Source organism: Leptospiraceae bacterium (assembly GCA_024233835.1).
Classification (GTDB): domain Bacteria; phylum Spirochaetota; class Leptospiria; order Leptospirales; family Leptospiraceae; genus JACKPC01.
Genome location: JACKPC010000001.1, coordinates 769,679 through 786,076, shown reverse-complemented (window position 1 = coordinate 786,076; position 16,398 = coordinate 769,679). Strand labels below are relative to the sequence as shown.

Annotated in this window: 10 protein-coding genes; 5 read left to right on the top strand and 5 right to left on the bottom strand. The window is 36.6% G+C overall.

The window, feature by feature from the left end:
• Nucleotides 1-3: 3 nt before the first annotated feature.
• From H7A25_03645 to H7A25_03635, 3 genes are all read right to left on the bottom strand, one after another.
• Nucleotides 4-1,035 carry a hypothetical protein gene (locus H7A25_03645; protein ID MCP5498969.1) on the bottom strand — a complete coding sequence of 344 codons (1,032 nt, stop codon included), beginning with the start codon at nucleotides 1,033-1,035 and terminating at the stop codon, nucleotides 4-6.
• 384 nt (nucleotides 1,036-1,419) lie between these two features.
• Nucleotides 1,420-2,571 carry a patatin-like phospholipase family protein gene (locus tag H7A25_03640; GenBank protein ID MCP5498968.1) on the bottom strand — a complete coding sequence of 384 codons (1,152 nt, stop codon included), beginning with the start codon at nucleotides 2,569-2,571 and terminating at the stop codon, nucleotides 1,420-1,422.
• Nucleotides 2,568-3,752, bottom strand: coding sequence for an MFS transporter (locus tag H7A25_03635; GenBank protein MCP5498967.1), 1,185 nt, complete (start codon nucleotides 3,750-3,752; stop codon nucleotides 2,568-2,570). Before H7A25_03635 ends, H7A25_03640 begins: the two co-directional genes overlap by 4 nt.
• Before the next feature lie 175 nt (nucleotides 3,753-3,927).
• On the opposite strand from H7A25_03635, the gene H7A25_03630 reads away from it, so the two are divergent.
• On the top strand, nucleotides 3,928-8,799 hold the full coding sequence (locus H7A25_03630) for a hypothetical protein (protein MCP5498966.1): 4,872 nt from the start codon (nucleotides 3,928-3,930) through the stop codon (nucleotides 8,797-8,799).
• A gap of 87 nt (nucleotides 8,800-8,886) precedes the next feature.
• Here H7A25_03630 and H7A25_03625 read toward each other — a convergent pair whose 3' ends face one another.
• A complete protein-coding gene (locus tag H7A25_03625) occupies nucleotides 8,887-9,549 on the bottom strand; it encodes a nitroreductase (GenBank protein ID MCP5498965.1) in 663 nt (220 codons plus the stop codon).
• Nucleotides 9,550-9,588: 39 nt separating this feature from the next.
• Nucleotides 9,589-11,193 carry a M23 family metallopeptidase gene (locus H7A25_03620; GenBank protein ID MCP5498964.1) on the bottom strand — a complete coding sequence of 535 codons (1,605 nt, stop codon included), beginning with the start codon at nucleotides 11,191-11,193 and terminating at the stop codon, nucleotides 9,589-9,591.
• A 298-nt stretch (nucleotides 11,194-11,491) separates the two neighbouring features.
• Between H7A25_03620 and H7A25_03615 the strand changes: the two genes are divergently transcribed.
• The 4 genes from H7A25_03615 (at nucleotide 11,492) to gcvP (ending at nucleotide 16,314) form a co-directional block, all read left to right on the top strand.
• A complete protein-coding gene (locus tag H7A25_03615) occupies nucleotides 11,492-11,812 on the top strand; it encodes a hypothetical protein (GenBank protein MCP5498963.1) in 321 nt (106 codons plus the stop codon).
• A 101-nt stretch (nucleotides 11,813-11,913) separates the two neighbouring features.
• On the top strand, nucleotides 11,914-13,029 hold the full coding sequence (gene gcvT, locus H7A25_03610) for a glycine cleavage system aminomethyltransferase GcvT (protein MCP5498962.1): 1,116 nt from the start codon (nucleotides 11,914-11,916) through the stop codon (nucleotides 13,027-13,029).
• A gap of 13 nt (nucleotides 13,030-13,042) precedes the next feature.
• Nucleotides 13,043-13,432, top strand: a complete 390-nt coding sequence (gene gcvH / locus H7A25_03605) for a glycine cleavage system protein GcvH (GenBank protein ID MCP5498961.1) — start codon at nucleotides 13,043-13,045, stop codon at nucleotides 13,430-13,432.
• Nucleotides 13,433-13,434: 2 nt separating this feature from the next.
• Complete coding sequence (gene gcvP, locus H7A25_03600; protein MCP5498960.1) at nucleotides 13,435-16,314, top strand: aminomethyl-transferring glycine dehydrogenase; 2,880 nt, start codon at nucleotides 13,435-13,437, stop codon at nucleotides 16,312-16,314.
• The last annotated feature ends 84 nt before the right edge of the window (nucleotides 16,315-16,398 follow it).

Sequence of the window (16,398 nt, the reverse complement as noted above, 5' to 3'; positions counted from 1 at the left end):
GTTTTAGTCCATTTTCTCCTTCCAGGAATTCAATTTTTTCTCCAAAGAGGAGACAATCTGTAAACAATATAAGGCTGATATTTTCGAATCCTTGAAATAGTTTTCCTGCTCCTGTTTCAAGTAAGTCATATCACTTTTATTCTTTGAATTCAATAAATTTAATAGTTCATATAGCATTTTATGCAAGACATTTACATTTTTTAGAATCGGTTCAAAAAGTTCCCAGCGAATAATATATAGAAACTTCATCTGATCGCTGTCGAGGGTTTCCAGAAGCCGGTGCCTTTTGGTATCATAATGCATTAAATAATGCTGAATCGGCCTGGGATTATGGGCCAGTTCTTTAAAGCGGTTTCGAATTCTTTCTGTAAGACTAAATGCATCCTGATGAAACTCTCTCTGCAAGTTGCCCACAACATCCTTATTCTCGGAAGGATCACCTGTAATCTGGAAAATCTGGCTTTTACCCAGCGAATCCAAAGTACTGAGAAGTTTTTTATTGATAGAGTCCAGGTCCTGAATTAACATTGCGTAAAGATTCTTTTCCTCTTTTATTTTTGGAAAAGAAACATACTTTTTGTATTCTTCTTCTACCAGCTTTTTTTCAATCAGAACCGGTTTTTTTCTTTCTTTTTCCTCTTCCATTTCCTTTTTGATGTGATCGGGCAATAAGGATTCATCTATCTCAAAATCACCCATCTCAATCACATCGTCCGGTAAGTCTAATTCGCTAAAATCACTTTCTTTGATCTTTTTTACACCGGGTTCGTAACGGTATTCTTCAATTACCTTTGCTATTTTTTGAGAATGAAGGTTTTCGGCTTCCTTGATGGTCCTTCGACTCTGTTCGTTTCCCTGACCTTTTACTCCTGGCTTTAATAGTATAATTTCCAGCTTGTTGGATTCTTTTCCTACGCGGACGGTATAGGTATTTCCAAGAGGATCTTTGAACCGTTTTCCAAGGTAACTGAGCCGCAAACTGGATTCGAGTTCCTCGAAAGAGTCTATCTGAATGTATTCCTGCTTCTGCTTCATGATTCAGTACCTCTAACATATACTCTAATATGAGTTCTCTTGCCAATAAGTTATTGAAACATTTCCGAAGAAAAGTTACTTTTTGTAACAAATGAAAGCTTTCCCGGCTTAAAAGGAAGCGATTTTCTTCTATCTCCTCGGAATGAAGGTAAACTATATTTTTATTATGTCTCTTAATGGAATGTTCTATAATCAGTGAAGGATCCATTTCTAAAGAATCCAACCATTTTTTCATTCCATAACTTAAGGTAAATAACTGGGGATATTTTTCCATATAAGAAAAGGTCAAAATGTAAGTTCGGAAACGGACTTTTTGGGATAAAAAAAAGAAAAAAAGAGGGCTTAGAAAAAAATCTTGTCTTTTTAAAAGGAGGCATAAATTTCTCAAATGTAGTTTCGTATGAATTCAAGGATATCATCAGATTTTGTCTGAATCTCTTTGTTTGCATTTATTAAATCTTCTTTTACTAATAAGTCATAATTTTTAGAATAAGAAAAGATAAAGGGATGGAATTCTACTTCCGGAAAATGATAATCAATTTTTTCTAAACTTGATATGATAAGGTCTTTAAAAGTAATTTCTAAAAGCCAGAATAGCTGTGTAAGAATATTTTTATTTGTCTTTTTAAATCTATGAATAGGATCAAAGCCGGCATCTAAATAATATATTTTAATTCGATTCATATCCTGTCCCAGGCTACGATAATGTCTCAGGATAATTTCAGAAGGATTTATAAACATACCTACAGCACCATCCACCATATCGTTTTCTACACCAAAAAATATAGGTACGGAAATAGACTCAAAAAGAACCTCTTCCAGTTTTACCTGTCCTTCTGTTGCATTGCTTGCATACATATAAATCCCGGAAGAGAAATTTCTACTGACTAACATTAGTTGCTTTTCCAAAGCATTAAAAGTAATGCCTTTAAATGTATTACGAATACTCGCTTTTAAGGAACTATTATCCAATAAAGAATTGAAATAGTTCAGGTGGAAAATATTCCATGGTTGATAATTTTCTTTTAATAGTTCATGAATTTTTTCTAATGAATGGCCCATAGCGAGTAAAGCGGATAAAATTCCTCCGGAAGAAACTCCTACAAAACAATCAAACATAGAAAAAAGACTTTGATTTTTTTCTTTTTCGATCATTTTAAGTAATTCTAATTGAGCAAATATTTTACCTGCACCGGCACCCAGTACCAGTATTCTTGTTACATTATGAAATTGCTTATGGGTTTTATGGATAATATCCTTTCCCTTGCTAAAATTAGATATATTTTCAAATACATTTTTAGATAATGATAATATAGAAACTCCGTATGAATTTTTACTTTTGTTTTTTATGGTCCCTGTAAAAAAAATATGGGATGATATGAATAAATCAATGATACTACCTAATTTTATATCTACCTTCCCCGTAAACTTACAACCATAATTACTAAGTTCACTTATTTTTACAGGATAGCTTTTATTTTTCGTCCACAATTTGGCTTCTATATTAACTTTTCTTCTGTTATAGTCATATCTCATAAGTTTCGTTTCCTGTAAAAAGCAAAGAATAATATGAGAATTGATACATTCCAAAACATGAGAGAATATAACATAGATTCCAGAAGCTTTCCTGTTGAAAAAATGAATATACTTACAATAAAAGGCCCAAGACCTTTTCCCAGACTTTCTAAGAAATTCTCTATGGAAAAAATGCGTCTGATTTGAAATTCGCTTAATCCTGTAAAAAGGATTCCTTTTATATAAGTTCCCGGAAACGCCAATATAATTCCTGCAATAAAAATGATTATATAAGATAAAGATTTATTAATATAACTTAAATAGTTCAAAAAGAAATAAACCAAAACTTCACTTAGGATAAATGAAATAATAAGAATATGCTGAATCATCCATTCTCTTTCCTTTTTCTTTAGCCAATCACCAAACAATGCAGCTATATAGGTTCCGAATATCATTCCAATCCCAAGAAGAGTCAACATATTAACAGAATCTAATTTGTTGAGATGATTTTCCGATTCAATAAATGGAAAAATATATACTGTTAAAGCTCCCCAGGGTATAGAACCGGGAATATATTGAGCCAGTAATAGAGTGTAAAATGTTTTATTTTGGATCCTTTCTTTTTCTCTTTTTTCTGTCGTTTCTGGATATTCGAATCTCTTTCCTTTTTGTGTAAGCATAAACGTTGCGAATAAAAGTAATAAACCAACCCCCAGATAAGAATATCTCCAGCCTTCTTGTATATTCATACCAATGAGACCGGCAAGATACTGGCCAAAGGCAAGTCCTGTTCCCATAGATATATTAATCAAACCGACCGTCTGCATAGTATTACTCTTTTCGCTGATTGCTTTTAAATACTGATAACAAGTCGGTATCAAGATTCCCAGTATAGCACCTATCCAAAAATTTATAGTAGAAAAAATGTAAATATCGGAGGTGAAAAATATACCGGTGTGTAATATAGCGAGGCCAAAAGTAAAAATTGGAAGAGGTATTCTATTTTTCCGGTTGTAAAAGAAGAAAAAGAAAGAGGAAAACGCCATCGGAATATATATTAAAAAATAGTTTATTCCTCCGAGAGAAATCAGGCCAAGTAATTTACTGATTCCCAGGCTCCGGGAAATCTCTGTTATATTGGGAGCAATGATGTTTAGTCCTGTACAGGAAGCAAATAGAAGAAATAAAATATATTTTCTCATTTTTTTCCTTAATCATAGATGATGTATCTATATGTAAAGTCCATTTTTGGATAAAATGAAGCGGTGAAAAAGGGAAGTTTATCTTTTTTAAAGTGGAATAAAAAAAAATCCGAAAAATTTTCCCTCCTCTGACTCTAATTATTGGATTTATATATAAGAAGCATAGAGGGCAAAAATGAGGGTTTTATCCATTTTATATTTATTTGTTACCTTTTTATTTGCCGGCTCTTTATTTTCGGAAAACTGGCAGGACATAGATAAGGGAGAAAAAAAGTTTTACGGAAGCGAAAGACTCGACAAGTTTAAACAGGATACCGTTTACTTCCAGTTAGAAGATTGGGAAGGTCACTACTCTTACAAACTATTCCAAATATTGGAATATAAAGATTATCCCGATTATACATCCTTTCAAGTTTTTCCTTTTTATTCCTATCAAGCTTCGAAAATAGATGATAGGGAAAAAAAATGTTTTCTTTTTTATTCTCAAAAAAAAGGAAAAAACTATGAATCAAAGCAATTCTTTCCCCTCGTTTTTTATGAATCAGATCAGGACTTGTCAAGTTCCAGTTCTCTTGTATTTCCCTTTTATTATAAAGAAGATTTAAAGTCTTCTTCCAGTCTATATACCCCCCTTTCGTATCATCATAATACAGAAAATTTTAATGAAAACTTTATCTTTCCCTTATATTATGAGAAAAGAGGAGAGCATTTTCAAAGGCAATTCTTGCTTCCTTTTTATATGAGAGAAATAGATGAAACAAAAGATTGGACTTATCTATTCCTGTATTCTTCAAGACTTAGTAGAAATGGAGATTATCACCGAAATTTCCTCGGACTCTTGGACTGGTATGGAACAGCTTCCGGTATGAATGAATTCAACGTCTATCCGCTTGCCTATCATAAAGAAAAGAATTATACCCACATCTTTCCTTTTTATTCCCATACGAAAAACCTGGACACGGTTCCTCTTCTTGCGTATTATTCTTACGAAGACGAAAAACAAAAAGAACTCTGGCTTGGACCCTATTACAGCTCAAAAAGAAAAGATGCAAAAGAAAATTACCGGCATATCTTCCCCTTTTCTTTTCGTTACGAGGATGAAAACGAAAAAGAAAGTCTTAGCTTTTTGTCTTATTACAACTCTGAAACAAAAAATGGAGATTATCACCGCAACTTCCTCGGTCTCTTCGACTGGTATGGAACGGCTTCCGGTATGAATGAATTGAACGTCTATCCGCTTGCCTATCATAAAGAAAAGAATTATACCCACATCTTTCCTTTTTATTCCCATACGAAAAACCTGGACACGGTTCCTCTTCTTGCGTATTATTCTTACGAAGACGAAAAACAAAAAGAACTCTGGCTTGGACCCTATTACAGCTCAAAAAGAAAAGATGCAAAAGAAAATTACCGGCATATCTTCCCCTTTTCTTTTCGTTACGAGGATGAAAACGAAAAAGAAAGTCTTAGCTTTTTGTCTTATTACAACTATGAAACAAAAAATGGAGATTATCACCGCAACTTCCTCGGTCTCTTCGACTGGTATGGAACGGCTTCCGGTATGAATGAATTGAACGTCTATCCGCTTGCCTATCATAAAGAAAAGAATTATACCCACATCTTTCCTTTTTATTCCCATACGAAAAACCTGGACACGGTTCCTCTTCTTGCGTATTATTCTTACGAAGACGAAAAACAAAAAGAACTCTGGCTTGGACCCTATTACAGCTCAAAAAGAAAAGATGCAAAAGAAAATTACCGGCATATCTTCCCCTTTTCTTTTCGTTACGAGGATGAAAACGAAAAAGAAAGTCTTAGCTTTTTATCTTATTACAACTATGAAACAAAAAATGGAGATTATCACCGAAATTTCCTCGGTCTCTTCGACTGGTATGGAACGGCTTCCGGTATGAATGAATTGAATGTCTATCCGCTTGCCTATCATAAAGAAAAGGACTATACCCACATCTTTCCTTTTTATTCCCATACCAAAAATCTGGACACGGTTCCTCTTCTTGCGTATTATTCTTACGAAGACGAAAAACAAGAAGAACTCTGGCTTGGACCCTACTACAGCTTAAAAAGAAAAGATGCAAAAGAAAATTACCGGCATATATTCCCCTTTTCTTTTCGCTATGAAAATGAAAACGAAAAAGAAAGTCTTAGCTTTTTATCTTATTACAACTCTGAAACAAAAAATGGAGATTATCACCGAAATTTCCTCGGACTCTTGGACTGGTATGGAACAGCTTCCGGTATGAATGAACTGAATGTATACCCTCTTGTTTCCTATAAACAAGATTCCTATCTTTTTTTGGTTCCTCTATATTTTCGACCGCAGGCTTATTCCTCTGAAAAGGGGAAAGCCTTCGGATTTTTTTACTATCATAATTGGAGAAAAAATGAGGAAAGTTTCTTTCTCGGGCCTTATTATTCCTATAAGAATTCAGAAAATAATACTCATAGAAAATTTAGTTTTTATAAATACGAATGGAAAGGGCCGGAAACTGAAGGAGAAATATCTCCTTTTGAAGTATCTTATAAAAACGAAAACTATGATTACTACTTAAACCTTCTGGGTTTCATGAAAAGTCGTGCAGAAGGCCCATTATCTCAGGATCTCGATTTTGCTCTCGATAAGAATTCAGGTGAAATTTATATAGATACCGATACTTATTTTGCCTTTAATCTATTTAGCATAAGCAGAAGAAATGTAATTAGTTTGCCTTTTAAAGAATACTATAAAAAATTCGGAACTGAACTGAAAAAAGATACTGATGAAAAAGAAGAATCCGGTGTTATTTTAAGTAAATATAAAATGGTAGAACGGGATAAGGCAAGGTCTTATTACGGTTGGTCGGCTCTCCTCGGAATGTTATCTTATGAGGAATCCGATAGCAGACGACATTTCAGGGCTCTCCCTCTCTACTGGATTTCCTGGGATGAAAAGTCCAAAGATCAGCTACAGGTGAACCCCTTCTATTTTTCTTATGCTTCAGAAGAAATCTATTACCACGTTTTCTCTCCTATATTACCGCTTTATGCAAGCCAAAAAGAAAAGAATTCTTCTATAGATGCCTATCTTCTGGCTTTTTTCATAAAGGAGTATGACAAGAAAGAAGACCGTAATGAATATACTCTTCTCTGGCCCTTTATGAATTATTATACATCCAGCACCGAAAAAGGTTATCGTGTGTTGCCTTTCGTATGGAAAAAAGAAACGGAAGAACGCTCTATTTTTTTGAGTCCGGTCTATATCAGCTCTAAAAACCCGGAGCAATCCTTTAGCCTATCATTTCTACATTATGAGTCCAATCGCAAACAGGAGAATTATACCTTCTATACTTCTATCAATCCTCTCGTATTTCAAAAAATATTTAGTAAGGAAAAGAATATAAGCCTTGAGAGTATCAAATTCTACCCTTTGTTACTAAGCTATCAATATGAATCAGATGATAGAAAATTCAATCATTACGGCCTGTTGTATACTTCTTATGAAAACGCAAAAGAAAACTATAAGAATATTGCCGTTCTCTATAATACTTATAAAACAGAAAACCTGAATGAAGAATTCTTGATTCCTCTTTATTATTATAAATACAACATCTCAGATGGCTCACAAAGATTTAACTTTCTCGGTCTTTTTGACCTGCAAACAAGCAAGAACTATACATCCAGACTCTTCTTTCCATTTTATTATTCAGAAAAGGACAAAAATTCAGAAACGCTTTTTGCAACACTTTATTATAGCAGTAAAAATTTAGATACTGAAAACCAAAAGCAGGTTCAAATAAGTCCCTTATCCTATACGGAGACGGTAAAAAGCGGAGACTATGAAAGAAAAACGGTTTTAAATCCCCTGTATTATAAAAACCAAACCCGGTATAAATCAGAAGTAGGAACTGAAACCTTTATTCCTGCCCTGGCATTATGGCACTCGAAGGACGAAAGACAGGAAAAATGGAATATAGCCGGAATCTTGAGTTCAACAAAGATAAAAGACTCAATCGAAAAAGCTTTCCTTCCTTTCTATTACAGTTTTCATTCTATTCACTCTGAAGATATTACCTATATATTTCCTTATTATAATAAAGAAAATTCTCATTCTTCGATTTCTACTCTCTTTCCTTTCTATTATTACAAACAAAACAAAGAGTCTGAAAACAAAGAAACAAGTTTTTATAGCCCCCTGTATATTAGAGAAACACATAGCTCTGAAAACGGTATAAAATCTTCCTCAAACCTGATTCTTCCGATTTTACTATCTTTCGGAAAAGAGGGAGATACAGCTAAGTTAAGTTTTGCAGGACTATTTCATCTCAGCTATGATCTCTCTAACTTAGAAATTTTGGCTCTACCTTTTTACTACTTTTCTCAGCAAGATGGAAAAAATGTCCAGGCTTCCTTATTACATTATTATAAGCGGGATAAGAATTCCGAACTGGCTATCAATCCGATTTATTCTTACGGAAAAGATGGAAAAGAGAACGAAAAAGAATATAAACACTGGAGTCTGATACCCGGACTTCTCTACTATTCCAAAGAAACGGCAGAAGGGGTCACAAAAAATATAGCCGGAGTTTTTCAGTATAAAAAGTATCCGGAATATATTCAATACCACATCCTTCCTATGCTCTATTACTCGAAGAAAAAGGAAGATAAAAAACTTTTTGTGGCCGGTTACTATAAAAAAGAAGATAAGGTTTCCGATGAAAAAGTGCAGAGTCTCGGCCTCGGTAGTTTGTTTTATAAGAAAAAGAAAGGAAACCGTGTTGTGAAATCAATCCTTTCCGGACTCCTATATTATAAAGATGAAAATAATCTGGAAAAAAAAGAAAGAGAGTTATACCTCGGTGGAAGTCTCTATTATAACCTAAAAAAGAAACAACGTGGCTACCGTACGCGCGGACTTTTAGCAGGACTTTTATGGAAACAAAAAACAGAAGAAGAGAATGCGTATAAAGAAACCTCTTTTCTTCTGGACTCTTTCAGGGTAATACGTTATAAGGATAAAACTTCTTACCGCATTTTAGGTTTGAGAATATGAAGAAAAATTGGACATATTACCACGTTATGGCAGTTCTTTTCCTGACCCGCTCAGGAAACCTTCTGCCCTTCTACGTTCAGGGAGCGTTTACAAGTAATAGGTAATTATCTCTTTTTTGTCTTCCCGTTCGGTTACAAACTGATTGGTTCTCGCCTGCATATCGGCGTAGCCGAGAGCCATGCCTACGGCCAGGTTCCAGTTATCAGGAATATTCAATTCCTTCTTAACAATTTGAGGATAGGCAGCGAGACTTGCCATGGCTATGGTTTCCAAACCCTCTTCCCTGGCTGATAACATAATGTGGCCTAGTAAAATTCCGAGATCCAGACTTTCCCAGAAAGCGAATCCTTTTTCCATAAAGAAAAATATGGCAACAGATGCACCAAAAGCATGGAAGTTTTTAAGCATCTGTTCTTTTCTCTTTTCTCTATCCTTCCTATCAATATTTAGCCATGTATAAAATTCCATACCCAGATTTAGCATCCTCTTTTTTACATAAGAGGGATACTGTGTTTGATAAGGAAAATCCGGTGTTTCCGCCTCTTCTTTTTCGGCAGCAGCAAATAGTTTGTTTTTCAGATTTTGTAAACTCTCTCCCCGGACAACGGCTAATTTATAAGCCTGAATATTTTTCCAGGAAGGGGCTCTTCTGGAAACTTCCAGCACTTTCTCTAATTTTTCTAACTCCACTTCTTTAGAAAGGAATTCTCTTATAGACCTGCGGCCTTCAATGGCTTCGAATACGTTCATAAAAATCACCTTCAAATTAAATAAGAATATTATAATGTATCACTCAACGGTGTAATGAAAAGTAAAAGGATCTGACTTATTCCCTGCTCTATCTATTGCTACAGCTGTGAGGACATGATTACCCTTGCCATAGATCAAGCTTCGCGGACGGAAAACTTCCCGTAAGCCTCCCTCCGGGTCATAGTCTACCCAGGTTTCTTTACCATCTACCCAGACTTTTAGACCCATATGTCGAACACCGCTTCCCTTATCTTTTACTTTTAAATACAACTTAAACCAATTTTTCTTAAAATTTATCCCGCTTTTATAACGATACATTTCAATGATAGGTTTTTCATTATCTTCTAAAATAGCATAGGTTCCGGCTGTTCTGAGTCGTTCTCTTTTATAAAAATTCCCCTTTTTGATATATTCCGAATCATAGAAGGATATGCTGTTTCCACCTGCATTGATTCTGTATAGACCCGCTTTGTCACTTTTAATGTTTTTGGGTAGTTTCAGAATAAGATCAAAGCCGAGGTTAAACTCCCGACAATAAGGTGTTATCGTATAAAAATTACTCAGAGCTTTCATGCCGGGAGCAGAAATGTGTATGGATGAAGTTTTATATAATTTATAATTATCCGGAAAAAATACAGAATAGGAAGGGAAATGTGCTTTTGCCCTTTTGTCTTCCGAGTAAATGGTTTTGGGTTTATGAGGAAATACATTATACGTGGGTTTCTTATCCGTATAGATTCTTTTTTTTGCATTTCTGTATACATCGAAAGATACTAAAGCTTCTTTCTGAAGACCGCTTACCATTACCTCTATACGGTTCTGCCCTCTGGCCAGTTCATCTTCTACCAGGAGTCCCTTTCCTTTTTGAGGATATTTATAACCGAGTAATCCGTGTTCTACTCTCGAATGCAGATAGTATTTAAAGGGTTTTCCGCTTATACTACTTCTATAATTATCCATAGGAAGACCGGAACGATATTTATGACTGCTTTTTATCCTATGAAAAGTGAGTTGTTGCAACATCTTTCCATTTGCAAATAATTCCATTCCCTGGAATCCTATTTTGGCAGAGGAACCCGAACGTTCATGCCCCCAAATACTAACTGATGCTTTACCTTCAATTATAATTTTCTTATTCGAAGCAGGTAAAAAGACTCCATTCGATTTTCTACTCAAATCCAAAATTAATTCCTGCTTACTTCCGTTGACTCGGCTTTTACTTCCTTCAGGCTTTATGCTCAAACGATAAACCACGATTTCCGAGTTTGGATTGTAGTTGATTCCAAAAAGAGCCGGGTTATAATAAATTCCATCTTTCATGATCTCAAGATGTAAATGAATCGGACCTATGCCCGTATTTCCGGCGTAAGCAATGACTTCTCCTTTTTTTACGGGAATCGTTTCAATCAGGGTAAAGTCATAGTCAACCCGTCTTTCAATAAAGGTCTTTACGACTCCGGGAAGCTTTGCTTTTACTTTGGGAGAATATGCACTCAAATGCCCGTATTTGGAGATAAAACCATCCCTGTGTTTCACAAAGATAGCGTTTCCTATCGAATATCGGTTAGTTAAGACTCGAATTACTTCTCCGTCACTGATAGCCAGGATGGGAGTACCGATTTTTCCACCGGTTGCAAAGTCCATACCCAGATGAAAATAAAAATAGCGAAATTCTCCAAAACTCCCTGTAATAACTTTCGAACCCTGTACCGGCCAGCCGTACGAAAGTTTTTTTGAAAAAATGGGTCTAATACTAAGTAATAAACAAATTATAAAAGTCAGTATCCGCAACTTGTGGATAGGTTTTTATAGCCGAGACATTTTTCAAGGCTTTAATCAAGTCTCAATGTAAGTCCTCATTTTTTAAAGACGCAGGCGAACCATAGCGTTCTGAGGGACATACAGCTTGTTTAGAAAAAATAGAGTACCAGAAGGAGTTGTTATGAAACTAAGGCTTATTTTTTTTATCGGACTTTTTTTAAGTCTGAGTCCTGCTTTCGCGGGAGGAAAGGTAGATTCGAATTGTACATTTGCCGGGAAAAAATTATACGGTAAAATAAAGTTTGTGAAGTCTTTCCCGGATATTAAAGTGCAAATTGTTCGTTCCTTCCCGGACTTAAAAGTTCAAAAGGTTCGTTCCTTCCCGGATAAATGCGGAAAATGGCAGGTAGTCAATTCTTTTCCCGACATTAAGGTGCAAATCGTGAAATCCTTTCCCGACATAAAAGTTCAATACGTAAATTCGTTTCCGGGCCTACCCTAGTAAAAAACAACGAGCCTGTTTAAACACAGGCTTTTCTCGAAAAAAGTCGATTGTGTGAAAAAGCTTAAAAAAAAAACTGGATGAGAGAAGCGAGGAAATACTTGGACACTCTCAAAAAAACCCCCTTAAATTCCCACCATATTGCCCTAAAAGCTAAAATGGTCCCTTTTGGAGGCTGGCACATGCCGGTCCAGTACACAGGCATTATTCAGGAGCACCTTGCTACAAGAGAAAAAGCCGGTTTGTTTGATGTTTCCCACATGGGGGAAATATTTCTTGAGGGGGACGAAAAACCTCTTCTGTCTTTTTTAGAGAAACTGAGTTGCAATCTGGTTTCAGTCATGCAAGACGGACAGGTTCAATACAATGCTATTTTAAACGAGACGGGGGGACTTGTAGATGATATTACTCTCTACCGATTTCATGCCCGTAAATACATGATTTGCTCCAATGCAGCGAACTATGAAAAAGTTTTTGAAAGACTGGTCTCCGTCCCCCATGAAGGAATTGATATTCGAAACGAAAGTTTAAACTGGCACCAAATTGCTATTCAAGGCCCTCTTGCAGAAGAGATACTGGCTTCTGTTATCGGACAGGTTTGCAAAGAAATAGCCTATTATCGTTTTAGGGTTTTGACATTTGAGGGAGAAGAGTTGATTGTTTCCCGAACCGGTTACACGGGAGAGGATGGGTTTGAAATCTATTCCGGAATTTCTAAAGGAATTCAACTCTGGGAAAAGTTATTAGAAACAGGAAACAGGAAAGGACTTTTACCGGTAGGACTCGGAGCCAGGGATACCCTGCGTTTGGAAGCCAAATATCCCCTCTACGGTCACGAGCTAAATGCAGAAAGAAGTCCGGTGGAATCCGGTCTTTCTTGGATCGTAAAAGAGAAAGAAGATAAATATCCCGAATACGAAAAGATCCTTTCTGAGAAAAAAAATGGAACTGAGAAATCTATCGCAGGCATTAAACTTACAGAAACCGGCATCCCGAGAGAAGGTTATCTGGTATATGCAGTTTCCGGTGAGTGTATAGGGGAAGTAACTTCCGGCACATTTTCTCCGAGTCTGAAAGAAGGAATCGGTCTTGCCTACTTGAATTCTAAATATATTCAAGATGAAAAGGAAATACTGGTAGAAATTCGTAATGTAAAAAAGAAAGCAGTTATATATCAAAAGAAATTTGTACAGAGCGGCGTAAAAAAGAATAAATAAAGGATAGTTAAATATGGCTGAAGCAAAAGTTCAGGATGGCTTACTGTATACGGAAAAACACGAGTGGGTAAAAGTAGAAGGAGATACAGCTACTGTAGGTATCAGCGATTATGCTCAATCTGCTCTCGGAGATATTGTTTTTATTGAACTACCGGAAGCAGGTACAGAACTTTCCTCCGGTGATAGTTTTGGAACAATCGAATCGGTGAAAGCTGCTGACGATTTATATAGTCCTGTAGGAGGAAAGGTAAGTGAATCCAATTCTTCTATTATAGAGGATCCGGCTGCAATCAATAAAGATGCTTACGCGTCCTGGATGATTAAAATAAGCGGAATTGATTCTTCTTCTTTGAACTCCTTAATGGATGCAAATAAATATAAAGAATATCTGAGTTCTCTATAACCATGACCCAAACAATATTAACAGAATTAAGTAAGGAAGAAATAGAAGAAAATAGCTATTTCTTACAGAGACATGTAGGCTCCGGTCCTGCTGAAATACAAGAAATGCTGCATTTACTCGGTTATTCAAACATACAAGAATTTATAAAGAAAACAGTTCCCGAAGAAATTCTTCTAGACTCCGAGTTACAACTCCCGCTTCCCTTATCTGAGTATGAGACACTGAAACGCTTAAAGTCCATTGTATCCCAAAATAAGTTGTTTCGTTCTTTCATTGGTGCGGGTTATTATAATACCATTCTACCTCCTGTCATACAGAGGAACATCCTGGAAAATCCGGGCTGGTATACCGCCTATACTCCTTACCAGGCGGAAATTTCTCAGGGACGTTTAGAAGCTTTATTAAATTTCCAGACAATGATCTGTGAACTCACAGGAATGGAAATTTCCAATGCATCTTTACTGGATGAGGGTACGGCTGCGGCTGAAGCTATGAGTATGTGCTTTGGTTTAAAAAAGAAAGAAAATGGAAATACCATCTTCGTAGCTGATAACTGCCATCCTCAGACCATTGATGTAATGCTAACCCGTGCGGAACCCTTTGATATTGATTTAGAAATTTCTAATTTAGGTTCTTTTAAACCTTCGAAAAAATATTTTGCCATCCTCATACAGTATCCCGGTACAGATGGAAAAGTTGAGGATTTTGAAGCCCTTTCTCGTTCCTGTAAAGAAAATGGAATTTTATTCATTGTCGCAGCCGATATACTTTCCCTGGCCTTATTAAAACCTCCGGCTGAATTTGGTGCCGATGTGGCGATTGGAAGTACCCAGAGATTCGGTGTTCCTATGGGTTTCGGCGGGCCTCATGCCGCTTATATGGCAACCCATGATACGTATAAAAGAAGTATGCCGGGAAGGCTTATCGGGGTTTCCAAAGACCGGCAGGGTAAAAAAGCTTTACGTCTCGCTTTGCAAACCAGAGAACAACACATTCGTCGTGATAAAGCAACCAGCAACATCTGTACTGCACAGGTTTTACTTGCAGTTATGGCTGCCATGTATGCTTCTTACCATGGCCCCAAAGGTATCAAGCAAATTGCAGAATCAATCCATTTTAAAACTCGATTTTTGGCCGGAGTTTTGAAAGAAAATGGTTATAGTTTGCAACACGAAAATTTCTTTGATACTTTATTTTTCCCCGTAAACGGAGAAAAGAAGGAATTAATAAGAAAGCGTGCCTTAGAAAAAGAAATGAATCTGAATTACCTACAGAAAGATTATGTGGGATTTTCTCTGGATGAAACGGTGTCCGATACAGATTTGCAGGATTTATTCTATATTTTTACCGGGAAAAATGATTTAGTCGTAAAAATAGAAAAAGAATATGCTCTTCCAAAAGAATTACTCAGAACTTCTAAGTATCTACAGCACGAGGTTTTTAATTCCTATCACACGGAAACTAAAATGCTTCGTTATTTGAAAATGTTAGAAAACCGGGATATAAGCCTGACCCGTTCCATGATTCCTCTGGGTTCCTGTACAATGAAGTTAAATGCGGCTTCTGAAATGTTACCTCTTACCTGGCCGGAACTCTCTAACCTTCACCCTTTTGTACCTGAAGAACAGTCGATAGGCTACAGGCAAATGATTGAAGAGTTGAATGCCTGGCTTTCTGAAATTACAGGCTTTCATTCCGTTTCTTTACAGCCGAATGCGGGTTCACAGGGAGAATATGCCGGACTTCTGGCGATTCGCCGTTACTTGCAGGCCAGGGGAGAAAACGAAAGGGATATATGCCTGATTCCGATTTCTGCACACGGAACCAATCCGGCGAGTGCGGTTATGGCAGGAATGAAGGTCGTTGTGGTAAACTGTGATGCGGAAGGAAATATAGATCCAAAAGATCTGGACAAAAAAATTGAAGCACACAAAGAAAATCTTGCTGCTCTTATGATCACCTACCCGTCCACTCACGGAGTATTTGAAGAAGGAATACGGGGGATTTGTAAAAAAATTCATGATGCAGGCGGACAGGTATATATGGATGGTGCGAACATGAATGCCCAGGTGGGTCTGTGTAAACCAGCAGATATAGGTGCAGATGTTTGCCATTTGAATCTCCATAAAACCTTTTGCATCCCTCACGGAGGGGGAGGACCCGGTGTTGGTCCGGTTGCTCTTGCTTCTCATTTAGTTGAGTATTTACCCGGACACAGCCTGGTTTCTAACGGTGCCGGTAAAGAAGGAGCTGTATCTTCTGCTCCCTACGGAAGTGCCGGTATTGTTTCGATTTCCTGGGCTTATATTCAAATGCTCGGTGGAAAAGGGCTTAGATATGCAACCATAGTGGCTATTTTAAATGCTAACTATATAGCGAAACGCTTATCTTCAAAATATCCGGTTCTTTATAAAGGAAAAAATAGTCTTGTGGCTCATGAATGTATAATTGATCTCAGGAAATTTAAAAATACGGCGAAAGTCGATGTGGAAGATTTTGCTAAGAGGTTAATCGATTATGGTTTTCATGCTCCTACCATGTCCTGGCCGGTTCCGGGTACTCTTATGATAGAACCCACGGAGAGTGAGTCAAAAGAAGAACTGGATCATTTCTGCGATGCTATGCTAACGATGAGTGAAGAAGTTAAGGAAATTGAAGAAGGTAAAGTTCCTGCAGATAATAACCCTATGAAAAATGCTCCCCATACAGCCGAGGTTTTATTGAATGAACATTGGGATTTTCCCTATAGCCGAGAAAAAGCTGCATTTCCGCTTCCGTATTTAAGAGAAAATAAATATTGGCCGGTTGTAGGAAGGGTGGATAACGTATACGGAGATAGGAATTTAGTCTGTACCTGTCCTTCTATTGAAGACTTTCGATAAAATTATGCGAGCCATCTGCGGCTCGCCTGTTTTCTTTAAATATTCTCTTGCATATTCATAACAAAATTAACGTCTAATACAATA